Consider the following 20,733-nt stretch of genomic DNA (forward strand, 5'->3'; position numbering starts at 1 on the left):
TTTTTCAATTTGCCGATATTGCTGCTACTGGCGGTGTCTGCCGTTGCCCATTTGACTCAATTGGGACGATGCAGCGGCCCCTTGGCAGCTGGCCGGATTGAAGGGGTTTGCCGGGTCCCTTCCGGGCGCCAGGGCCGGCTGCTGCCCCGCCTTCCCCGTCCAGGGCGCCGCGCTGCGGCTGCCCGCAACGTTATTCCCGCAAGGGGCGCGGTTTCCCCTGTGGCGAACACGCTCCACAACTCAGGGGCGGCCACGTAGCATCAAAGTACGTCGTAGCTAGGAGTGTGGCGAAATGTTTGAGCGATTTACGGACCGTGCCCGTCGCGTAGTTGTGCTTGCCCAAGAAGAGGCACGCATGCTGAACCACAATTACATCGGTACCGAACACATCCTCTTGGGTTTGATCCATGAGGGTGAGGGCGTTGCCGCCAAAGCTCTTGAGTCTTTGAGCATTTCGCTCGACGGCGTTCGCGAGCAGGTGCAGGAGATCATCGGACAGGGCCAGCAGGCCCCCTCCGGCCACATCCCCTTCACCCCCCGTGCCAAGAAGGTACTGGAGCTCTCGCTGCGCGAAGCCCTCCAGCTGGGCCACAACTACATCGGCACGGAGCACATCCTGCTCGGCCTGATCCGTGAAGGTGAAGGCGTTGCCGCCCAGGTTCTGGTCAAGCTCGGCGCCGACCTCAACCGGGTCCGCCAGCAGGTCATCCAGCTCCTTTCCGGCTACCAGGGCAAGGAAACCACCGGCGCAGGCGTCGGCGGCGGACAGCCTGAGGGCGCCCCTGCCGGGTCCGTGGTCCTGGACCAGTTCGGCCGCAACCTGACCCAGGCTGCGCGCGAGAACAAGCTGGACCCGGTCATCGGGCGCGAGCAGGAAATGGAACGCGTCATGCAGGTCCTTTCCCGCCGCACCAAGAACAACCCGGTCCTCATCGGCGAGCCCGGCGTCGGCAAGACCGCCGTCGTCGAGGGCCTGGCCCAGGCGATCGTGCGCGGCGACGTCCCGGAGACCATCCGCGACAAGCAGCTGTACACCCTGGACCTCGGCTCCCTGGTGGCAGGCTCCCGTTACCGCGGTGACTTCGAAGAGCGCCTGAAGAAGGTCCTCAAGGAGATCCGCACCCGCGGCGACATCATCCTGTTCATCGACGAGATCCACACCCTGGTGGGTGCCGGTGCCGCCGAAGGCGCCATCGACGCAGCCTCGATCCTGAAGCCCATGCTGGCCCGCGGCGAGCTGCAGACCATCGGTGCCACCACGCTGGATGAGTACCGCAAGCACATCGAGAAGGACGCCGCGCTGGAGCGCCGCTTCCAGCCGATCCAGGTCAAGGAACCCTCCGTGGCGCACGCCATCGAGATCCTCAAGGGCCTGCGCGACCGGTACGAGGCACACCACCGCGTCACCATCACCGACGGCGCCCTGGCCTCCGCTGCCAGCCTGGCCGAGCGCTACATCTCGGACCGCTTCCTGCCGGACAAGGCGATCGACCTGATCGACGAAGCCGGTGCACGCCTGCGCATCCGCCGCATGACCGCTCCGCCGGAGCTCAAGGCCATGGACGAGCGCATCGCCAAGCTGAAGATGGAGAAGGAATCCGCCATCGACGCCCAGGACTTCGAAGGTGCAGCTTCGCTCCGCGACAAGGAGCAGAAGATGATCTCCGAGCGGGCCGAGAAGGAGCGCCACTGGAAGTCCGGCGGCATGGACGACATCTCCGAGGTGGATGAGGATCTCATCGCCGAGGTGCTGGCCAACTCCACCGGCATCCCCGTCTTCAAGCTGACCGAGGAAGAATCCTCGCGCCTGCTCAAGATGGAAGAGGAACTGCACAAGCGTGTGGTGGGCCAGGACGAGGCCATCAAGGCACTGTCCCAGGCCATCCGCCGCACCCGTGCAGGACTCAAGGACCCCAAGCGTCCCGGTGGCTCCTTCATCTTCGCCGGCCCCACCGGCGTCGGCAAGACCGAGCTCGCCAAGGCACTCGCGGAGTTCCTGTTCGGTGAAGAGGACGCCCTCATCACCCTGGACATGTCCGAGTACTCCGAGAAGCACACCGTTTCGCGGCTCTTCGGTGCCCCTCCGGGCTACGTGGGCTACGAAGAGGGTGGCCAGCTGACCGAGAAGGTCCGCCGCCGTCCGTTCTCCGTGGTGCTGTTCGACGAAGTGGAAAAGGCCCACGCGGACCTCTTCAACTCGCTGCTGCAGATCCTGGAAGACGGCCGCCTGACCGACTCCCAGGGCCGAGTGGTGGACTTCAAGAACACCGTGATCATCATGACCACCAACCTGGGTACCCGGGACATCTCCAAGAGCGTTGCCACCGGCTTCCAGTCCGGCACCGACACGCAGACCGGCTACAACCGCATGCGTGCTCGTGTCACGGAGGAACTGAAGCAGCACTTCCGCCCCGAGTTCCTGAACCGTGTTGACGACGTCGTGGTGTTCCCGCAGCTCACCCAGGACGAGATCATCGAGATCGTGGACCTGTTCGTGACCCGCCTGGAGAAGCGCCTCAAGGACAAGGACATGGGCATCGAGCTCACCAAGGCCGCCAAGGTGCTCCTGGCAACCCGCGGCTACGATCCCGCCATGGGGGCCCGGCCGCTGCGCCGCACCATCCAGCGCGAGATCGAGGACCAGCTCTCCGAGAAGATCCTCTTCGGCGAGATCCACCCCGGCGACATCGTCGTGGTGGATGTCGAAGGCGAAGGCGACGACGCGAAGTTCACCTTCGCCGGCAACGCCAAGCCGCGCATCCCGGAAATCGCCCCGAGCGTCTAGGCGCCACAGCCAAAGCCCCGCCACTCCGCAAGGAGCGGCGGGGCTTTCGTTTTGCCCTCTGTACCCGTCAGTGGCTTAGGGTTTGTGACGGCGGCCACAAAGCGTGTTGAATCGGGGCATGGCTAATCAGAATCCGGCGATCCCGGACGAGCAACCACTGACTCCTTTCCACGACCTCGACCACTACCTGTCCATCCCGCGGGTAAGCGGACTGGCGCTGAGCCCGGACGGCTCCCGCCTGGTCACCACCGTCGCCACCCTGAACGGCAAGGGCACCGAGTTTGCCACCGCCCTGTGGGAGCTGGACCCGGCGGGGCAGAAGCACGCCCGGCGCATCACCCGCAGCGCCAAGGGCGAAGCGGGCGCGGCTTTCGCCGCGAACGGCGACGTCTACTTCACCTCCGCGCGCCCCGACCCGGACAGCCCCGACGAAGAACCGGTCAATGCACTGTGGCTCCTTCCGGCCGACGGTGGGGAAGCCCGCGTAGTCCTCAGCCGGCCCGGCGGCGTCAGTAAGGTGATGACTGCCAGGAACGCTGATGCGGCATTCGTGGCGGCTGAGGTTCTGGCAGGGTCAGCCGATGAGGAGGACGACGCCGAGCGGCGCAAGTCCCGCAAGGACAGGAAGGTCTCCGCCATCCTGCACAGCGAGTACCCGGTCCGGTACTGGGACGCCGACCTGGGTCCCGGCCAGCCGCGGATCTTCGCCGTGGAAGCCGGGGCGGACAAGGGGCCCGGCAAACCCGCAACCGTTGACGCCACAGCTCCCCTGGTCCTGCGGAACTTGACTCCGTATGCCGGCCCGCGGCTGAGGGAAGCCGAGACAGTGGTCAGCCCGGACGGGAAGACCGTCTACAGCAGCTACACCAAACCCCTCGCCAAGGCGGACAGCCGGTCCGTCCTGGTGGCGGTGGATGTGGCATCGGGCAGCCTCAAGGTGCTCCTGGACCAGGAGGGCATGAGCTATTTCCCGGGTCCGGTCAGCCCCGACGGCAACACGCTGGTGGTGGTCAGCGAAAGTGATTCCACCCCCCAGCGGGCCCCCGAGGTCAGGATGCACCTCCTGGACGTCTCCGGCAGCGCCGGGGATGCCGGGTTGCAACCGTTGGCCCATGACTGGGACCGCTGGCCCAAGCCGGCAGCCTGGCTTCCGGACGGTTCCGCCCTCCTGGTCACGGCGGACGACGACGGCGCGTCGCCGGTTTTCCGGGTCAGCGTCCCCGCGGCTGCCGCTGAGGTGGGTGTTGCCCGGGTGACGCAGGACGCGGCGGCCTACTCCGACGTCGTTGTTTCGCCGGAAGGGCGCTATGCGTACGCCCTGCGCAGCTCCTACGAATTCCCACCCGAGGCAGTGCGGATCGACGTGGCCACAGGGGAAACCACCCGGCTTCCAGCCCCTGCCGACCGGCCGTCCCGCCCGGGTCGGCTGGAGCGGATCGCCGCCACGGCTCCGGACGGTTCCCGGGTTCCTGCCTACCTTGCCCTGCCCGAGGGTGCATCAGCAGAGGAGCCCGCACCGATGCTGCTGTGGATCCACGGCGGTCCCCTGGGGTCCTGGAACGCGTGGACGTGGCGGTGGAATCCCTGGCTCCTGACGGCGAAGGGCTACGCGGTGCTGCTCCCGGACCCTGCATTGTCCACGGGCTACGGGCAGGCCTACATCCAGCGCGGATGGGGTGCCTGGGGCAAAGCGCCGTTCACCGACCTCATAGCCGTTACGGACGCGGCGGTGGAGCGTCCGGACATCGATGAGGCCCGGACTGCTGCGATGGGCGGATCCTTCGGCGGGTACATGGCCAACTGGGTGGCGGGCAACACGGACCGGTTCAAGGCCGTGGTCACCCACGCCAGCCTGTGGGCGCTGGACCAGTTCGGACCCACCACAGATGCCTCGCAGTACTGGCTGAAGGAAATGACCGAGGAGATGGCGCTGGAGAATTCACCGCACCTGCACGCGGAGAAGATCGGTTCGCCCATGCTGGTGATCCATGGCGACAAGGACTACAGGGTGCCCATCGGGGAGGGCCTGCGGCTCTGGTACGAGCTGCTGTCCAAATCGCGGCTGGCGGCGGACCAGGACGGGCAGACCCCGCACAGGTTCCTCTACTTCCCGGACGAAAACCACTGGGTCCTCCAACCGCAGCACGCCAAGGTCTGGTACCAGGTGGTGGAGTGGTTCCTGGCGAAGAACGTCCTGGGCCAGGAGCTCGAGCTGCCGGCCGAACTGGGCACCTAAGCTCCCGGCTCCTGCGGCTCGGAGGGTGGGACATTTACCGCTTGCTGCTCCGCCGTCGCTTTGACGGAAGCTACGTAAATGTCCCACCCTCCTTCGCCTCGTAGGATGGCTTTGTGACCGACTCCTTCCACATCCGCCCAGCACGCACCAGTGACGTCCCCGCCATCAAGAAGCTGGTGGCGCCCCTGGCCGAGGAACGCATCCTTATGGCGAAGGAGACGGTGGCGTACTACGAGAGCCTGCAGGAGTTCCGCATCGCCGAGTCGAGCGACGGCGAAATGATCGGCTGCGGGGCGCTGCACGTCATGTGGGAGGACCTGGCCGAAATCCGCACCCTCGCGGCGTCCGGGCAATGGCGGGGCAAGGGCGTGGGCCATGTCCTGGTGGAAAGCCTGCTGGAGGAAGCCCGCGCCCTCGGAGTGTCCCGGGTCTTTTGCCTTACCTTCGAGGTGGACTTCTTCAAGCGCCACGGCTTCGAAGTTATGGCGGACCAGTCCGCAGTGGACCCGGAAGTGTATTCGGAGCTTCTCCGCTCGCACGACGAAGGCGTGGCTGAATTCCTGGACCTGGCACGGGTCAAGCCGAACACCTTGGGCAACACCCGGATGATCCGCACCCTATAGGCCCCGGGGCCGCCCAGGACATACCCCTCTTGGTTTTACTCGAATTGATGGATAAACTATTGGAGGCCGATATGTGGGGGGCCTCAGGAAAGGGACAGTTATTGGGGGCTGTCCCTTTGCTGCGTCCCGGACCGGTCGCCGGCGGACGCTGACTGAAAACCGGGCCGGAGGAACCTACCGCCACCTGCGATCCCGGTAGTAGGGTCGGAAACACATCCTTCAGGAGCACAGCCAGGAGCACCGCCATGAAGAAACTCATCAACGATCCAAAAGCCGTTGTCCAGGAAGCTGTCCAGGGCTTTGGCCTGGCACACGCCGGGCTGGTCACCGTCAGTGAAGACCCTACCTACATCACGCGCAAGGACGCGCCAGTGGCAGGCAAGGTGGGGCTGGTTTCAGGCGGCGGCAGCGGGCACGAGCCGCTGCATGCCGGTTACGTGGGGCGGGGCATGCTCGACGCCGCCGTGCCCGGGGCGGTGTTCACCTCACCTACCCCGGACCAGATCCTTCCCGCCACCCTCGCAGTCAACTCAGGTGCCGGCGTCGTGCATATCGTCAAGAACTACACCGGGGACGTCCTGAACTTCGAGACCGCGGCCGAACTGGCCGAGGCTGAGGGCGTAAGCGTCCGGACCGTACTGGTCAACGACGACGTCGCCGTGGAGGACTCGCTGTACACCGCCGGCCGCCGGGGAGTGGGCGGCACCGTGCTCGTGGAGAAGATCGCCGGCGCCGCTGCCGAGCGTGGTGACGGCCTGGATGCCGTGGCCGCCATCGGAGAACGGGTCAATGCCAACGTCAGGACCATGGGCGTTGCGCTGTCAGCCTGCACGGTGCCGCACGCAGGCACGCCAAGTTTCGACCTCGCCGAGGATGAGATCGAGATCGGCATCGGCATCCACGGCGAACCCGGCAGGCACCGGATCCCCATGGAGAACGCGGACAGCATCACCAACCGCCTGCTGGAACCCGTCCTGGCCGATCTGAGGGTCAGCTCCGGCGACAAGGTGCTGCTCTTCGTCAACGGCATGGGCGGCACCCCGCTGAGCGAGCTCTACATCGTGTACCGGCGGGCGGTGCAGGTGCTGGCGGATGCAGGCGCCACGGTGGAACGTTCGTTGGTGGGCAACTACATCACCGCGCTGGAGATGCAGGGCTGTTCCATCTCGGTCCTCCGGCTCGACGACGAGCTCACCGAACTCTGGGACGCTCCCGTGCATACCCCCGCCCTGCGCTGGGGCGTGTAGCCGTGGTGCTGGATGCCAATTGGGCCGTCAAGTGGCTGACCCTGTGCGCGCAGGCCATGGCTGAACACCGCGTTGAACTGATCGAACTTGACCGCGCCATCGGGGATTCGGACCACGGCGAGAACATGGACCGCGGCTTCCAGGCGGTCCTTGCCAAGCTCGGTGAATCCACGCCCGAAACGCCGGGGGCGGCGCTGAAGATGACAGCCATGACCCTGATGTCCAAGGTGGGCGGCGCAGCCGGCCCGCTTTACGGAACAGCGTTCCTCCGCGCCGCCACCGCGCTGGGTGATTCCGCCGAGATTGATCCCGCCGCCTGGGCCGGCGCCCTGGAGGCGGCCCGGGACGGGATCGTGGCGCGCGGCAAAGCGGAGTCCGGGGACAAGACCATGGTGGATGCGTGGACACCGGCGGTTGATGCTGCCCGCGCGGCGGCCGACGGCAGCGGCACGGACGTCCTCAGCGTCCTGGTGGCCGCCGCCGAAGCTGCCGAGGCAGGGGCCGTGGCCACCGACCCGATGGTGGCACGGAAAGGCCGCGCCAGCTATCTTGGCGAACGCAGTGCAGGCCACCGGGACCCGGGAGCAGTGTCCAGCGCGCTGATCCTCCGTGCTGCCGTTGGGGCGGCCGCGTGAACGTCAGCATCGTGGTGGTATCGCACAGCGAAAAAATTGCCGACGGCGCCGTGGAGCTTGCCGCCCAAATGGCCCCGGACGTAATGATCCTGCCAGCCGGGGGCACCGACGATGGCAGGATCGGCACCAGCCTGGAGAAGGTCCTCGCGGCCCTGGAAAAGGCCGGGGGAGAGGCTGGCGGTGAACCTTCCGGGCGTGCCGGCGGGGATGGTGCCGGGGTAACGGGCACGGTGGTCCTGACAGACCTGGGATCAGCCGTGATGACCGCGGAATCGGCACTCGAGTTTTTGGAGAATCCCGCCGGTGTCCTGCTTGCCGACGCACCGTTGGTGGAAGGCCTGGTGGCCGCGGCCGTCGCTGCGCAGGGTGGTGCGGACGTCCACGCGGTCCTTAAGGCGGCCGAAGGTGTGCGGGGGCTGGCGCACGAACCGGAGCGGGGCGGGGCGGCAGCCGAACACGAGCCTGTCAGCAGCGCCCCGCCGGACTTCACGGGCGACTTTGAGCTGGTGAACCAGGCCGGCATGCATGCCCGGCCTGCTGCGAAAGTGGCAGGGGGCCTGGCTTCGCTGGACGCTGAGGTCACCATCAACGGCGTGGACGGTGCGTCCATGACCGGGCTGATGACCCTGGGCGCGGGCAAGGGCACCGTGCTGCACGTGGAAGCGTGGGGCGCGGATGCTGAACGGGCCGTGGAGTATGTGGGCGGCCTGGTGGAGGCCGGCTTCGGCGAGCCCTGAGCTCCCCGGCCGTTCCTGGGAATAAGCTCGATGGCATGGAACGGCCGCTTGCAGACAACACCCAGGAAATCGAAGTGCTGGACGGCCAAATCTCCGTGGAGGAACTGCTCGCCGAACTGGGCTTCAACTGGAGTGCTGAACCGGTGGGCAGTGGCCCCGCGGCCGGAGCTTCCGACGACGGGACCTTCACCCAGCCGGCGCTTTTCTAGCCCCGCGGCTTTTGGGATGCCGGCTGCTGGTGCAGCCCGTCGCCGTCCAGCGTAAGTGATGCCGACAGGAACTTCCCGCACTGCCCACCGAACGGATACAGCGCCTGCGGGCGGAACTCCAGGGTGCGGACGGCCAGCGCTGTCCCGTCAGGAGCCGTGCCGGAAGCGGTCACCGTCATGGGTGATTCCGCAAGGGTCTCCAGCATCAGTGTCGCCACCTTGGTGCCGTCGGGAGAAGCCGTGGCCGAACAGGCGCCCTCTTCCGTGCACCCCTGGTCAACGGAGGAGCTGCCGGGGCGCAGTTCGACGTCGGACTCCTTGCAGGCGCCGTCCTGGCATGCCCGCAGATGCAGCGTTTGTACCTGGGCGGAGTAGTCAGCGGTGATTGTCACGGCCACGACGGTGGCCTGCGCAATCGCCGGGCATGCGTTGCCGGCGGGCCCGCAGGCAGCGAGGAGCGCCGCAGCCATCCCCAATGGCACCAGCATTCCGGGCCTGTGCATGCCTTCAGGCTACCGCGCCGGCGGCACAGTCAGCCGATTGGAAAAATGCCGATAAACCAGAACGAGGCGACTGCGAAGACCGCGAAAAACGCGATCAGGCAGCCCATGGCCCTGCGCGGCTCGGAGGATACTTGGAGTGATTCGTTGGGGTTGGACGGGTTGTAAGCCACCTCGATCAGCGAACCCGGCACGGGCTGCTCCACCCCGGAGATTTCGGACTTGCCCATGAAGAGGGTGCCCTGCGGATCGGTGAACTGGTACGTGGGGAAGTAGCGGAGGTTCCGGCTGGCACCGCCCACGCCGCTGGTCCAACCGGTTGCGCTGCCGGTGACGGTTGCCTGCGCCTTGGGCCAGGATGCCATCTGTTGTTCCTGCCGCTTGGTCCGGCGCGACGCATAGAGCAGCGAAAATATCGCCGCGGCAACAAACAGTGCCCAGACGATGTACAGAATGGTCTTCATGGCTTCCCCCGGTTCCGGTCACCAAGAAGTATGCCATCCCGGGCCCACGCCGCCGGTGGGTCAGGCAGGAAGCCGGTAGCCGCCGTCGTGCATCTCTGCCAGCCCGTCCGCCAGCAGCCCCGCAAGCGCCCGCTCCAGCTGTTCAGGGGCGGAGTTGAGCCGGTGCAGCGCGGCCAGCGGCACGCCGATTCCTTCCGGGGCAAAGCCAAGGTCGGCAGGTTCACGCTGGAACATGTCCGGCGGCACGGGCGACTCCGCCAGCCGGAGCACGGCCAGCACGGCGCCACGGACCTGGCGGTCGGTGCCGTGCCATGCCTGCCCTTTGGGAACGTACGACGGCGGGGGCTCACCCGCCGCCAGCCACGCGCAGGAGTCTTTGACCGGGCAGGCGGCGCACTTCGGCGCCCGGGCCGTGCACACCAAAGCCCCAAGCTCCATGACCGCAGCGTTCCAGCGCACGGAAGTTTCGTCGTCGTCCGGCAGCAGGGCGGCGGCCAGGCGCATCTCCGCCGCGGTCAGCGCCGGGGCGGGAAGCGCGACGCCGGTGACCAGCCGGGCGTGCACCCTGCGGATGTTGGTGTCCACCACCGTTTCCCGGCGGCCGTACGCGAACGCTGCCACTGCGGCGGCGGTGTAGCTGCCCACCCCTGGAAGGGCCAGCAGCTCGGCGTGGGTGTCCGGGACCTTGCCGCCGTGGTCCTGCACGATCGCCGTGGCCGCGGCATGCAGCCGAAGCGCCCGGCGGGGGTAGCCCAGCCGGCCCCACGAGCGGACGGCTTCCCCTGCCGGTTCCCCCGCCAGCCCGGCGGGGGTGGGCCAGCGCTTCAGCCACTCATGCCAGACGGGAAGCACCCGGACCACCGGGGTTTGCTGCAGCATGATCTCGCTGACCAGGACGCCCCAGGGGGAGCAGCCGGGCTCGCGCCAGGGCAGGTCGCGGGCAATGCCGGCGAACCAGCCGTTGATCCGGTGGTGGAGCAGCTCCAGGTTTGCGGGGTCCGCCGGAGCGTGCTTTGCGGGGGAGGTTTGAGTGTCGATGCCAACACTGTAGTGGATTGGTTCCGGCGGCCCGCAAACCGGTTGTGACCAGCGCGATGGGCCTGCGGCGGCGTGGTGGCAGTGCAGATCCGGCGGGTTTCCCTAGCCTAGGAGGATGGGCAGGCAAGGCAATTCATCAGCGCGCGGCACGGCATCGGGTTCCAGCAGCGTCCGGAAGCCCAGCGCCGCCGTGTACCGCCGGCGACGAATGGTTGTTGGTGGTGCGCTCCTGCTGGTGATCGCGCTGGTGGCGGGCGGGTTCGCGCTCGCCGCAGCCTTCACGGGTGGGTCCCGGAAAGCATCCTCCACCCAGCCGTCGTCCACCGAAACCGCGTCGAACCCGGCCGCATCCCCGTCTGCTGCCGCCACGCCCTCTGCCTCCGCGGCTGCTTCCGCCACACCGTCGCCCACTGCCCCGGCGACCCCCACCTGCAACCAGAACCTGGTGACTGTCTCGGCTGCCACGGACAAGCCCGCTTACGGTCCCGGGGAAAACCCGCTGCTCACCCTGAAGGTGACCAACGGCGGCACCGTGCCCTGTGAGGTCAACATTGGAACCTCCCAGATGGAGTTCCTGGTGACCAGTGGCTCTGACCGGATCTTTTCCTCGAAGGACTGCCAGGCATCCAGCGAGGACCTGGTGAAGGTGATTGCGCCCGGTGCCAGCGAAACCGCCAACTTCCCGTGGAGCCGGAACCGCAGCGCCGATGGCTGCAAGGCCGTTGCTGCGGCCCCCGGTGGCGGCGGGGCGTACTACATCTTCACCGCGAAGCTGGGTTCCCGGGCCAGCCCCAAGGCCGTCTTCCAGCTGAACTGAGCTGCTGCTTCATCGATTGCTCCGTAACAGTCGTTTTCAGGCTTCATAACGACAACTACGGAGCACTCGATGAGCGTTATCCCACGGATGGGGATCTTAGAGGAAGCGGTCCAGGAGGCTTGCCTCGGCCATCCGGCTCAGGCCTTCGCGAACGGTGCGGGCGCGCTGGTCGCCGATGCCGTCAACGGTCATGAGGTCATCAATGGTGGCGGCCATGAGGTACTGCAGGCCCCCGAAATGGTCCACCAGGCGGTCCGCCACGGCCTTGGGGACTGCCTTGAGGCCGGACAGCAGCCGGTAGCCGCGGGGCTGGACCACTGCGTCCAGATTGGCTTCGCCGCCGGCAAACCCCACAATCGCGGAGATCTTGCCAAGGTCGATCAGTTCCGTGGGGCCCAGGCTGACAAGCTCATGGACGGCCTTGTCGATGTCGTCCGCGGAGGCATTGGGGCTGGCGTAGTCACGGATGATCACATCGCTGCCGGGGCCCCTGCCCACGGTGAGTTCGTCCAGCTGCAGAGAGAGAAGCCTGCCGTCTTCGCCCAGTTCCAGCACATACTGCGAGATTTCCTCCGAGATGCGGCGGACCATTTCCTGCCGCTGGAGGGTCACGGCCACGTCCCGCACCGTCACCATCGCCTCGATTTCCAGAGCAGACAGCGAACTGGTGACCTGGTCCAGCCGGGCGCGGTAGCGCTCCAGGGTGGCGAGTGCCTGGTTGGCGCGGGCAAGAACGTTCTCGGAGCCCTCCAGGACATGCCGGAGACCGTTGACGTAAAGGGCGATGATTTGCATGGACTGGCTGACGGAGATCACCGGGACTCCGGTCTGCTTGGCCACCCGTTCCGCAGTGCGGTGGCGGGTGCCTGACTCCTGGGTTTCGATGCTTGAGTCCGGGACCAGCTGGACCGCCGCGCGCAGGATGTTGCCCGCGTCCTTGTCGCAGATGATGGCACCGTCCATCTTGGCCAGTTCCCGCAGCCGGGTGGGCGAGAACTCGATGCCGATATCGAATCCGCCGGAGCAGATGGAATCGATGGTGCGGTCGGAGCCCAGGACGATCAGTGCGCCGGTCCGGCCGCGGAGGATCCGTTCCAGGCCGTCGCGAAGCGGTGTTCCGGGTGCAACCCTGCCCAGAGTGGCCCTCAGCGATTCTTCGGGGCTCCGCGCCATAGGTGTTTCCCTTCAAAGGTGCGGACCGCCGCCCGCAGGAATGCCGGCATCCGCAGTTGGCCGGCAGGATCAAAAAGTGCTCTGATTCCCGCAAGCTCAATGATAGGGGCAAGAAGCCCAAGTTCCGCACGGGCAAGCCCCAAAGTGCCCCATTAGGGGGTAACCGGGCAGGGCGGAAAAGTGCCCCCTGGATGTCATGCAGGGCAGGCACTTTTGCTCTTTTCAGACGCGGTCATGGCGGCCGGCTCAGGCAGCCCCTGCCAGGAGCGTGATCGTTTTGGTGCTGCTGTCCCACAGCCGGGCTGCCGTGCAGCGGCCCTCCACGCGAAGGTCCAGCAGGTCCATGGCCGTCCCGAGTTGATGGCCGGGGATACGGCGGGAGATGGTGACGTGCGGTGTCCAGCCCTCCGGAAGGGTGAGCGGCAATGCACCTGCAAGCCCTTGGTGCAGGTGCCTGTGCAGATCCAGCAGGGGAGCGGTCAGCAGGACAGACCGGGCCAGCACATACCTGCCGGCTCCGGCGGGAAAAACGATGGCGCCCGAAAACGTGATGTCCAGGGGCAGCGCCTGCCAAGGCCCTTCCTGGCCGGACTGCAGGTCCGCTCCTGCGGCAAGCGTGATGTGTGGACTGTTGCTGGGTGAGGTGTGCGCTGCCATGCTGGGGAGGCCGGCGGCTTCGAGCCGCGCCCAGTCGGCTCTGAGGAGGGCGTCCGTGCGGTCATCAAAGACCAGTTCGATGCTGCGCATAAGCACATCATGCCGTTACCCGCTGTCCCTTGCGCCACGTGTTGTGGCGCGCGCCGGGACAACCGGGCCGCCGACAGAGATTTCAGCGCCTGCGCTCCCTGAGCATCCGCTCCAGATCCCTGCTGACTTTCGAGAGGGACGCGGCGCGGAGCGCCTTGTGTTCCGCCGCCGTCTGGACGCCCCGTTGCCGCAGCGGGGCCGAGGGAATCGCTCCGCCGGGCCCCTGCGCACCCGCACCAACCGGTCCGGGGGCCAGGTTGGGGGCCAGAGGATCAAAGAAAAGGTTGCCTGAGAAAGTGGCGCCATGCATCATTCGCCCAAGCTAACGGTCCGGCATTTCGCGGCCTTGAACGGGCGGTTTCGCCCGCGTTAAGCACGGCCCATGCCGGTTTGCGGCCCTGCGATAAACTTGTACTTTGGCCGTTTGCCAATCCTGATTCCCCGCCCTCGAGTCGCAGCGCAGAACCCGAATGGCCCCTGGGCAGCCTCAACCGCAGCGAAAGTAGCACCGTGTCCCAAGATGTCCTGACCCCCGCCCGGATCTCCGAGATTCACAAGCAGGCGGGCCGCCGCAGGACCTTCGCCGTCATCTCCCACCCGGACGCCGGCAAGTCCACGCTCACCGAGGCGCTGGCCCTGCATGCAAAGGTGATCGGCACCGCGGGCGCCTCCAGCGGCAAGGCCAACCGGAAGGAAACGGTCTCGGACTGGATGCAGATGGAGAAGGACCGCGGCATCTCCATCAGCTCCGCAGCCCTGCAATTCTCCTACCGCGACACGGTCATCAACCTCCTGGACACCCCCGGCCACGCCGACTTCTCGGAGGATACCTACCGCGTGCTCGCCGCCGTGGACTGTGCCGTGATGCTGGTGGACGCCGCCAAGGGCCTGGAAACCCAGACCATGAAGCTCTTCGAGGTCTGCAAGCAGCGCAACCTGCCCATCATCACCGTCATCAACAAGTGGGACCGGCCGGGCCTGGACGCCCTGGCGCTGATGGACGAGATCACCGAACGCACCGGCCTGCAGCCCATGCCGCTGACCTGGGCCGTGGGCATCTCCGGCGACTTCCGCGGCGTGTGGGACCTGCGCAACGACCGCTTCGCACGGTTCCAGCGCAACAACGCCGGCGCCCAGATCGCCATCACCGAATACTTCACGCCGGAGGAAGCCGCCGAGAGCCAGGGCAGCAACTGGTCGGACGCCGTGGACGAGGCAGGCCTGGTGATCGAGTCCAACCTCGAATTCGACGTCGACGCCTTCCACGCGGGGAAGGCCACCCCCATCCTGTTCAGCTCCGCCGCCCTGAACTTCGGCGTCAAGGAGCTGCTGGACGCCCTGGTGGACTTCGCTCCGCCGGCGTCCCCGCGCCCCGACGTGGACGGTGCGCCCCGCCCGGTTGAGTCGCCGTTCTCGGGCTTCGTCTTCAAGGTGCAGGCCGGCATGAACAAGGCGCACCGTGACCACGTGGCCTTCATCCGTGTCTGCTCAGGCGTCTTCGAGCGCGGCATGGTGGTCACCCAGACCCGTACCGGCAAGTCCTTCGCCACCAAGTACGCTCAGCAGGTGTTCGGCCGGGAACGCGAAGTCATCGACGAGGCGTATCCCGGGGACGTGGTGGGCCTGGTCAACGCCTCGTCCCTGCGCGTGGGTGACAGCCTCTTCCTTGAGGAACCCGTCGAGTACCCGGCCATCCCGCTGTTCGCCCCCGAGCACTTCCAGGTGGCCCGGTCCAAGGACCCCAGCAAGTTCAAGCAGTTCCGCCGCGGCATCGAGCAGCTCGAGCACGAGGGCGTCATCCAGGTGCTCCGCTCCGACGTCCGTGGCGACCAGGCCCCGGTGCTTGCCGCCGTCGGGCCCATGCAGTTCGAAGTGGTGGAGGACCGCATGGCCCACGACTTCAGCGCCCCCATGCGCCTGGAACGCCTGCCCTACTCGCTGGCGAGGATTTCGACGGCGGACGCCATGCCCGCGCTGGCCAACGTACCGGGGGCGGAGGTGCTTTTGCGGTCCGACGGCGAATACCTCGCCTTGTTCAACGACGTCTGGGCGCTCCGGCGGATCGAGAAGAACCACCCGGACCTGACACTCGTGCCCATCGGCACGCACAACCCGGCGAAGTAAGGCATCCGTGAACACTCCTGCACCCCGCGCCGTCGTCACCGGTGCCGGCACCATCAACCCGCTCGGCACCACGGTCAAGGAGACCTGGGAGGCGCTGCTTGAGGGGCGCTCCGGGATCACCGCGCTGGACCAGGACTGGGCGGAGCAGCTGCCGGTCAAAATCGCCGGGCAAATTACTGCCGACCTTTCGGAGCACCTCAGTACCCGCGAAATGAAGCGGATGGACCGTTGCGGCCAGCTCGCCCTGGTCTCAGCCCGGGAGGCATGGACGCAGGCCGGCAGTCCCGAGGTTGACCCCGAGCGGTTCGCGGTGGTGATCGGTTCCGCATACGGCGGCCTGGGCTCCACCATCGAGCAGGACCGCACGCTGAACCAGTCAGGGCCGCGGAAGGTTTCCCCGCACACGCTTACCCGGCTGATGGCCAACGGTCCCGCCGCCTGGGTCTCCATCGACCTTGGCGCCCGCGGCGGTGCGCGGACGCCCGTCAGCGCCTGCGCCTCCGGGGCTGAGGCGATTGTCCAGGCAGCCGAGCTGATCCGCTCCGGTGCCGCCGACGTCGTCATTGCCGGCGGCGTTGATGCCTCCGTCAATGACCTGGTGATCAGCGGCTTCGCCCAGATCCGTGCACTGTCCACCCGCTCGGATAACCCGCAGCGGGCCGCGCGCCCGTTCGACGGCGGCCGGGACGGCTTTGTACTCGCAGAGGGCGCCGCGGTGGTGGTGCTGGAGAGCGAAGAACACGCCCGTGCCCGCGGCGCCGCCATCCTGGGTGCCGTCGCCGGGGGAGCGGTGACATCCGATGCCAACGACATCGTGGCGGCAGATCCTGCGATGCAGCGCCGCGTCATGCAGAAAGCGCTGGACTCGGCCGGGATGGAACCGGCGGAGATTGGGTTTGTCCACGCCCACGCCACGTCCACCCCCGTGGGCGACCGGCTGGAAGGCCAGGCAATCAACGCCGTCTTCGGCGCCTCCGTGCCGGTGACGTCCACGAAGGGCCACACCGGACACCTGCTGGGCGGCGCGGGCGCGCTGGCCGCCGTCGTGGTCCTCGAAGCCCTCCGCACCGGCCAACTCCCCGGGACGCTGAACGTGGAGGCGCTGGACCCGGAAGTGGACCTCAACGTCGTCACCGAAAGCGCCCACCAGCTCCCGCCCGGGTTTGCCCCGGCAGGACTGGTGAATGCGTTCGGCTTCGGCGGCCACAGCGTGGCTCTGGTGCTCACCGGCGCCTAGCCAAACGCCGAAAACGCCGGAACGGTGCGGGGACGCCGGAACTGACCGGCGTTCCCGCACCGTCCCGGCGATCCGGATGCAGCAGCGCGTCAAACGGGTGGTCTAGCTGGCCGCCATGTTCTCAACCAGTGCATCGAGGATGGGCAGCTGGCCCTTGACGAGTTTGAGCCGGGCCTCCTGCTCAGGGAACCAGCGGGCGTCGTCAATTTCGGGATAATGCTGGATCCGGCCGGACCCCTTGGGCCATTCCAGCGGAAAAGTGTTGCTGTTAATCACCTCCGGGGCGAACTCAGCCTGCGCCGCGTAGGCGGTAATGAGCTTCCCCGAGGACTGCCGGAACTCGCCAAGCAACCGGTATTCAGCCTCCGGGGCAGCAGTCCCCATCTCCTCTGCGAACTCCCGCAGTGCAGCAGCCAGCGGGTCCTCGCCGTCGGCGTACTCGCCCTTGGGGATGGACCAGGCGTGGGTGTCCTTGCGCGCCCAAAATGGACCGCCCATATGGGCTATCCATACCTGCAGCCCGTCCGGGGCGCCGTCGGGGGCGGCCGGGTCCCGGCGGTACAGCAGGATGCCTGCGCTTCGAATGGGCATTTGGTCTCCGGATCGTCAGGAAGTGCAGTTGCCGTCCGCCGTTAACGTGGAGTTCACGGCGCTGCTCTAGGTTATTCCTTCAGGCACCCTTGCCAGGCACTCCGCTCGAAAGGAGCACTCATGGCCAACATCGCTGAGGTTTTGGGACGGCTCACCCCGGAAGAAGTGGACGAACTCCGCAGCCTTGGTCCGCAGGGCCACCTGCCGCGGCATCTGGTGGAAGCCCTGGACCGCGCGGCCGGGGGAACAGGGTCGGGCCGCGGGTACTACGTGGCCAATGGCAATGTGAGCGCCACCGGCGGGCCGCTGCTGGTGCTGCGCAGCGACGTTTCCAGCTGGCTGGCCGGCGCCTCTTCCTGACTGTCCGGAGCTGTCAGAGTCCCGGCAGGATGAAGGTTGCAGTGGTGCCCACGCCGGGCTCACTGTGCAGGGTGATGGATCCACCGTGGCCCTCAACGATGGTCTTGCTGACGGGCAACCCCAGCCCCGCGCCCGGGATGGCCGTGTCCCGCGACCGGGCCGAACGGAAGAACTTGGTGAAGGCCTGTTCCTGCTCTTCCTCCGTCATTCCCACCCCCGTATCGGTGACGGAACAGACCAGGCCCGCATCGGTCCTGACGGCCCCGGCAGTGATTAAGCCGCCGCTGGGGGAGTACTTGATGGCGTTCGAGAGCAGGTTCCTGACTACCTGGCTGATTCGCTCCGGATCCACCCTTGCCGGCAGCGGCTGCTCCACGTCAAGGACCAGCTGCAGCCCGTTGCCTGCGGCCTTGGGCAGTGCGGCATCCACCTCCAGCGCCAGCAGCCGGGCCAGGTCCGTTTCCTCCAGCGACAGGTCCATCCGCTCGGATGCCACAGCGATCAGGTCATTGACCAGGCTCAGCAGGTGTTCCGCATTCCGGCGTACCACCAGGAGCTCCTCCCGGATGTCCTCATGCCCGGGTTCGTCCAGGACCAGTTCCAGGTAACCCAGGATGGACGTGAGCGGTGTCCGCAGCTCGTGAGAGACGGTGGCAACAAAATCGTCCTTGGCGGCCAGCGCACTGACCAGGGTGGTGACGTCCACAAAGGTGATGACGGCACCACCTTCCTGGCCGCCGGCGGAAGGGAAGCCATGCGAGCTTACGGAGTAGGCGCGCTGGCGGTCTGCGGGGCCGGCCCAATACAACTCGTCCGTGAAGGCATCGCCGGCTGCGGCCCGGGCTGCGGGAAGCAGGCCTGACGGTACCGGCGTACAGCGGTCCGCCAGCATCAGCATGCCCGGCCCCCCGGCAGGGTCCATCACGCCGCCGAGGGCGGGGTCCGTGCGCATCGCCCTGTTGGCCAGCACCGTGTGGCCCCGGGTGTCCACGACCCAGACGCCCACCCCAACGGCCTTCAGCACTGCGTCAAGCAGGGCCTGGCGGCGTACGCTTTCAGCCAGCGTGCGGGCCAGGTCCTGTTCGTTTTGGACAAGCCTGACGCGATGGCGGCGGATGGTGGTGGCCACCACGTGGGCAGTCACCGCGATGACGGACATGACCAGGGGCAGGATGAGGGTGCGGATCATGGATCCCCCGGTAAGCGGCGCCCCTTGGACAACGGACGGGGCCAGCGTGCTGAGGACAGTCCCTGCAATGGCCAGGACCGGCATGTACGGCCGGGCCTGCGCCGAGAGCCAGACAACGGGGAACACCAGCATCATGCTCAGCACGTTGAAGGCGGGACCTCCAGCCTCGCGGGTGAAGCCGATGGCAAGGCAGTCCAGGAGCGGGATCACGGCGAATGCCCCGGCGGGAAGCCTGGCCCAGGGAACGGCCAGGCACGTTGCGGCGATTGCGAGATGAAACAGCAGCGCGGCGAGAAAGATACTGTTGGCCAGCGTCGCCGGACTGAAGATTGCCGCGGCGAGGACCACGAGCGCAATGGTCAAGGTGACGGGCAGCTGGCTCGCCACCACGCGCTTCCGAGCACTGAGTGCACCGAATAAACCGTCGAGACGGTCGGACACAACAGGCTGCATGGGCCCCCTGCGTGCGTGGCCAGCAACGCCTGCGGCGCCCTGCTGTTCCTGGATGACCAAGCTTCCCCCAGCACAGAAATCTTTGACCTCCGTTGGCGTGAAGGTTCTGGACTTAGAGTACCCGCCGGGAAGCAGTGCCCTGCCCGGTATCCTCCGCACCCGGCCCCTTGAACGGATCCGCTAGCCAATCAGGAGGCTGAGCGCCTCCGTGAGGTGCTCGACTTCACGCACCGAGAATCCCGCCGGCACGGGACCGGGCCCGGTGTGGCTTGCCGGAACCACGGCGTGGGTGAATCCCAGCCGGTGGGCTTCCTGGATGCGCTGGTTGATGCCCGGTACGGGCCGGACCTCGCCTGCCAGGCCCACCTCGCCGAACGCGATCAGCCGGATGGGCAAAGGCTTGCGGGCCTTGGCCGACGCCACGGCAAGGGCCACCGCAAGGTCCGTGGCCGGTTCGCTGAGCTTCACCCCGCCCACGGTGGCAACGTAGGAATCATCCTTATGCAGCATGGTCCCTGCGCGCTGCTGCAGCACGGCCAACAGCATGGACACGCGTGAGCTGTCCAGGCCGCTGGTAGCGCGGCGGGGCTGCGCGTTGGGGCTTTCGGCGAGCAGCGATTGCACTTCCGCCAGCAGCGGGCGGCGCCCCTCCATGGTGACGGTGATGCAGGTCCCGGAAACCGGGTCCTTGGTGCGGCTGACGAACAGCCCGCTGGGATCGGCCAGTCCCTCGATGCCGTTTTCGTTCAGGTCGAAGCAGCCAACGTCGTCGGTGGGTCCGTACCGGTTCTTCACGGCGCGCAGCAGCCGCAGCCGGGAGTGCCGCTCGCCCTCAAACTGGCACACCACATCCACCAGGTGTTCCAGCAGGCGGGGCCCGGCAATGGAACCGTCCTTGGTAACGTGCCCCACCAGCAGGGTGGTCATGTTCCGCCGCTTGGCGGCCGCGATAATGGAGGCCGCCACCTCGCGGACCTGCGACACCCCGCCGGCGCTGCCGTCAACATCGGCGCTGCTGAGGGTCTGCACCGAGTCCACGATCAGCAGCCGCGGTTCGATCTTCTCCACCTGGCCCAGGGCCTGGCCGAGGTCCGTCTCCGCAGACAGGTACAGGGATTCGGCGACGGCGTCGATCCGTTCGGCCCGCAGTTTGACCTGCGCGGCCGACTCCTCGCCAGTGACATAGAGGACGTCCTGGGCGGTGCGGGCGAACTTTGCAGCGACGTCCAGCAGCAGCGTGGATTTACCGACGCCGGGTTCGCCGGCCAGCAGGATGACCGCACCCGGGACCAGGCCGCCGCCCAGCACCCGGTCCAGTTCGTCCACGCCGGTGGGCAGGAAAGCGGCGGTGGTGGCATCGACGTCGGCAATCCGGCGCGCGGGCTCCGCGACTGTTGTGGCCGCCGTCGTCCGTGCCACGGCCGTGCCTGTTTCCTCCACCGTGCCCCACGCCTGGCACTCGCCGCAGCGGCCCACCCACTTGACCGTGGTCCAGCCGCACTCGGCGCATTTGTACGCGGGCGCCTTGGACGCCCGGGAAGTCTTTGTTGCCATGCGTCCAACCCTAG

Annotated in this window: 20 protein-coding genes; 11 read left to right on the top strand and 9 right to left on the bottom strand. The window is 67.1% G+C overall.

Annotated elements, in window-relative coordinates:
• The first annotated feature begins 292 nt into the window (after positions 1–292).
• The 7 genes from VIK36_RS01405 to VIK36_RS01435 all read left to right on the top strand — a co-directional run bounded on the left by VIK36_RS01405 (position 293) and on the right by VIK36_RS01435 (position 8,472).
• Positions 293–2,785, top strand: coding sequence for an ATP-dependent Clp protease ATP-binding subunit (locus VIK36_RS01405; RefSeq protein WP_026264823.1), 2,493 nt, complete (start codon positions 293–295; stop codon positions 2,783–2,785).
• A 118-nt stretch (positions 2,786–2,903) separates the two neighbouring features.
• A complete protein-coding gene (locus VIK36_RS01410; RefSeq protein ID WP_324643811.1) occupies positions 2,904–5,021 on the top strand; it encodes a prolyl oligopeptidase family serine peptidase in 2,118 nt (705 codons plus the stop codon).
• 113 nt (positions 5,022–5,134) lie between these two features.
• On the top strand, positions 5,135–5,644 hold the full coding sequence (locus VIK36_RS01415) for an amino-acid N-acetyltransferase (RefSeq protein ID WP_255174058.1): 510 nt from the start codon (positions 5,135–5,137) through the stop codon (positions 5,642–5,644).
• 245 nt (positions 5,645–5,889) lie between these two features.
• Positions 5,890–6,891 carry a dihydroxyacetone kinase subunit DhaK gene (gene dhaK, locus VIK36_RS01420; RefSeq protein ID WP_324643812.1) on the top strand — a complete coding sequence of 334 codons (1,002 nt, stop codon included), beginning with the start codon at positions 5,890–5,892 and terminating at the stop codon, positions 6,889–6,891.
• A gap of 2 nt (positions 6,892–6,893) precedes the next feature.
• Positions 6,894–7,526 (top strand): dihydroxyacetone kinase subunit DhaL, encoded by a 633-nt coding sequence (gene dhaL / locus VIK36_RS01425; protein ID WP_255174060.1) that lies wholly within the window; start codon positions 6,894–6,896, stop codon positions 7,524–7,526.
• Entirely contained in the window at positions 7,523–8,263 is a 741-nt protein-coding gene (locus tag VIK36_RS01430) for an HPr family phosphocarrier protein (protein WP_324643813.1), read from the top strand. Before dhaL ends, VIK36_RS01430 begins: the two co-directional genes overlap by 4 nt.
• A 35-nt stretch (positions 8,264–8,298) precedes the next feature.
• Positions 8,299–8,472, top strand: coding sequence for a hypothetical protein (locus VIK36_RS01435; RefSeq protein WP_255174062.1), 174 nt, complete (start codon positions 8,299–8,301; stop codon positions 8,470–8,472).
• Here VIK36_RS01435 and VIK36_RS01440 read toward each other — a convergent pair.
• The 3 genes from VIK36_RS01440 to VIK36_RS01450 are packed head-to-tail and all read right to left on the bottom strand — an operon-like array spanning position 8,469 to position 10,315.
• Complete coding sequence (locus tag VIK36_RS01440) at positions 8,469–8,975, bottom strand: hypothetical protein (RefSeq protein ID WP_324643814.1); 507 nt, start codon at positions 8,973–8,975, stop codon at positions 8,469–8,471. The genes VIK36_RS01435 and VIK36_RS01440 overlap by 4 nt on opposite strands.
• A gap of 29 nt (positions 8,976–9,004) precedes the next feature.
• On the bottom strand, positions 9,005–9,436 hold the full coding sequence (locus tag VIK36_RS01445) for a DUF3592 domain-containing protein (RefSeq protein ID WP_324643815.1): 432 nt from the start codon (positions 9,434–9,436) through the stop codon (positions 9,005–9,007).
• A 60-nt stretch (positions 9,437–9,496) separates the two neighbouring features.
• A complete protein-coding gene (locus tag VIK36_RS01450; protein WP_324643816.1) occupies positions 9,497–10,315 on the bottom strand; it encodes an A/G-specific adenine glycosylase in 819 nt (272 codons plus the stop codon).
• Between the two features lie 274 nt (positions 10,316–10,589).
• On the opposite strand from VIK36_RS01450, the gene VIK36_RS01455 reads away from it, so the two are divergent.
• A complete protein-coding gene (locus VIK36_RS01455) occupies positions 10,590–11,291 on the top strand; it encodes a hypothetical protein (protein ID WP_324643817.1) in 702 nt (233 codons plus the stop codon).
• Positions 11,292–11,387: 96 nt separating this feature from the next.
• Here VIK36_RS01455 and disA read toward each other — a convergent pair whose 3' ends face one another.
• From disA to VIK36_RS01470, 3 genes are all read right to left on the bottom strand, one after another.
• Positions 11,388–12,464, bottom strand: coding sequence for a DNA integrity scanning diadenylate cyclase DisA (gene disA / locus VIK36_RS01460; protein ID WP_255174067.1), 1,077 nt, complete (start codon positions 12,462–12,464; stop codon positions 11,388–11,390).
• 246 nt (positions 12,465–12,710) lie between these two features.
• Positions 12,711–13,211 carry a 2'-5' RNA ligase family protein gene (locus VIK36_RS01465; protein WP_324643818.1) on the bottom strand — a complete coding sequence of 167 codons (501 nt, stop codon included), beginning with the start codon at positions 13,209–13,211 and terminating at the stop codon, positions 12,711–12,713.
• Positions 13,212–13,293: 82 nt separating this feature from the next.
• Positions 13,294–13,524 carry a hypothetical protein gene (locus VIK36_RS01470; protein WP_324643819.1) on the bottom strand — a complete coding sequence of 77 codons (231 nt, stop codon included), beginning with the start codon at positions 13,522–13,524 and terminating at the stop codon, positions 13,294–13,296.
• Between the two features lie 197 nt (positions 13,525–13,721).
• Between VIK36_RS01470 and VIK36_RS01475 the strand changes: the two genes are divergently transcribed.
• The gene (locus tag VIK36_RS01475; RefSeq protein ID WP_255174070.1) at positions 13,722–15,335 is read left to right on the top strand and encodes a peptide chain release factor 3; all 1,614 of its coding nucleotides are present in this window, start codon (positions 13,722–13,724) and stop codon (positions 15,333–15,335) included.
• Between the two features lie 7 nt (positions 15,336–15,342).
• Positions 15,343–16,572, top strand: coding sequence for a beta-ketoacyl-[acyl-carrier-protein] synthase family protein (locus tag VIK36_RS01480; RefSeq protein ID WP_324643820.1), 1,230 nt, complete (start codon positions 15,343–15,345; stop codon positions 16,570–16,572).
• A gap of 102 nt (positions 16,573–16,674) precedes the next feature.
• Here the strand turns inward: VIK36_RS01480 and VIK36_RS01485 are convergent, their stop codons facing one another.
• Complete coding sequence (locus tag VIK36_RS01485) at positions 16,675–17,163, bottom strand: NUDIX domain-containing protein (RefSeq protein WP_324643821.1); 489 nt, start codon at positions 17,161–17,163, stop codon at positions 16,675–16,677.
• A 120-nt stretch (positions 17,164–17,283) separates the two neighbouring features.
• On the opposite strand from VIK36_RS01485, the gene VIK36_RS01490 reads away from it, so the two are divergent.
• Entirely contained in the window at positions 17,284–17,523 is a 240-nt protein-coding gene (locus VIK36_RS01490) for a hypothetical protein (protein WP_324643822.1), read from the top strand.
• 13 nt (positions 17,524–17,536) lie between these two features.
• Here the strand turns inward: VIK36_RS01490 and VIK36_RS01495 are convergent, their stop codons facing one another.
• Both VIK36_RS01495 and radA read right to left on the bottom strand, forming a co-directional pair.
• Positions 17,537–19,165: a HAMP domain-containing sensor histidine kinase gene (locus VIK36_RS01495; RefSeq protein WP_324643823.1), complete on the bottom strand. Its 1,629-nt coding sequence runs from the start codon at positions 19,163–19,165 to the stop codon at positions 17,537–17,539.
• A gap of 180 nt (positions 19,166–19,345) precedes the next feature.
• A complete protein-coding gene (gene radA, locus VIK36_RS01500; RefSeq protein ID WP_324643824.1) occupies positions 19,346–20,719 on the bottom strand; it encodes a DNA repair protein RadA in 1,374 nt (457 codons plus the stop codon).
• Positions 20,720–20,733: the final 14 nt, after the last annotated feature.

The sequence above is a fragment of the Pseudarthrobacter sp. LT1 genome, from assembly GCF_035621795.1.
Lineage (GTDB): Bacteria > Actinomycetota > Actinomycetes > Actinomycetales > Micrococcaceae > Arthrobacter.

Excerpts from the sequence above, each read along its gene's own strand:
- VIK36_RS01405 (WP_026264823.1), top strand. The coding sequence starts at position 293 with ATGTTTGAGCGATTTACGGACCGTGCCCGTCGCGTAGTTGTGCTTGCC.
- VIK36_RS01410 (WP_324643811.1), top strand. The coding sequence starts at position 2,904 with ATGGCTAATCAGAATCCGGCGATCCCGGACGAGCAACCACTGACTCCT.
- dhaK (WP_324643812.1), top strand. The coding sequence starts at position 5,890 with ATGAAGAAACTCATCAACGATCCAAAAGCCGTTGTCCAGGAAGCTGTC.
- VIK36_RS01435 (WP_255174062.1), top strand. The coding sequence starts at position 8,299 with ATGGAACGGCCGCTTGCAGACAACACCCAGGAAATCGAAGTGCTGGAC.
- VIK36_RS01440 (WP_324643814.1), bottom strand. The coding sequence starts at position 8,975 with ATGCACAGGCCCGGAATGCTGGTGCCATTGGGGATGGCTGCGGCGCTC.
- VIK36_RS01445 (WP_324643815.1), bottom strand. The coding sequence starts at position 9,436 with ATGAAGACCATTCTGTACATCGTCTGGGCACTGTTTGTTGCCGCGGCG.
- VIK36_RS01450 (WP_324643816.1), bottom strand. The coding sequence starts at position 10,315 with ATGCTGCAGCAAACCCCGGTGGTCCGGGTGCTTCCCGTCTGGCATGAG.
- VIK36_RS01455 (WP_324643817.1), top strand. The coding sequence starts at position 10,590 with ATGGGCAGGCAAGGCAATTCATCAGCGCGCGGCACGGCATCGGGTTCC.
- disA (WP_255174067.1), bottom strand. The coding sequence starts at position 12,464 with ATGGCGCGGAGCCCCGAAGAATCGCTGAGGGCCACTCTGGGCAGGGTT.
- VIK36_RS01465 (WP_324643818.1), bottom strand. The coding sequence starts at position 13,211 with ATGCGCAGCATCGAACTGGTCTTTGATGACCGCACGGACGCCCTCCTC.
- VIK36_RS01470 (WP_324643819.1), bottom strand. The coding sequence starts at position 13,524 with ATGATGCATGGCGCCACTTTCTCAGGCAACCTTTTCTTTGATCCTCTG.
- VIK36_RS01485 (WP_324643821.1), bottom strand. The coding sequence starts at position 17,163 with ATGCCCATTCGAAGCGCAGGCATCCTGCTGTACCGCCGGGACCCGGCC.
- VIK36_RS01490 (WP_324643822.1), top strand. The coding sequence starts at position 17,284 with ATGGCCAACATCGCTGAGGTTTTGGGACGGCTCACCCCGGAAGAAGTG.
- VIK36_RS01495 (WP_324643823.1), bottom strand. The coding sequence starts at position 19,165 with ATGCAGCCTGTTGTGTCCGACCGTCTCGACGGTTTATTCGGTGCACTC.
- radA (WP_324643824.1), bottom strand. The coding sequence starts at position 20,719 with ATGGCAACAAAGACTTCCCGGGCGTCCAAGGCGCCCGCGTACAAATGC.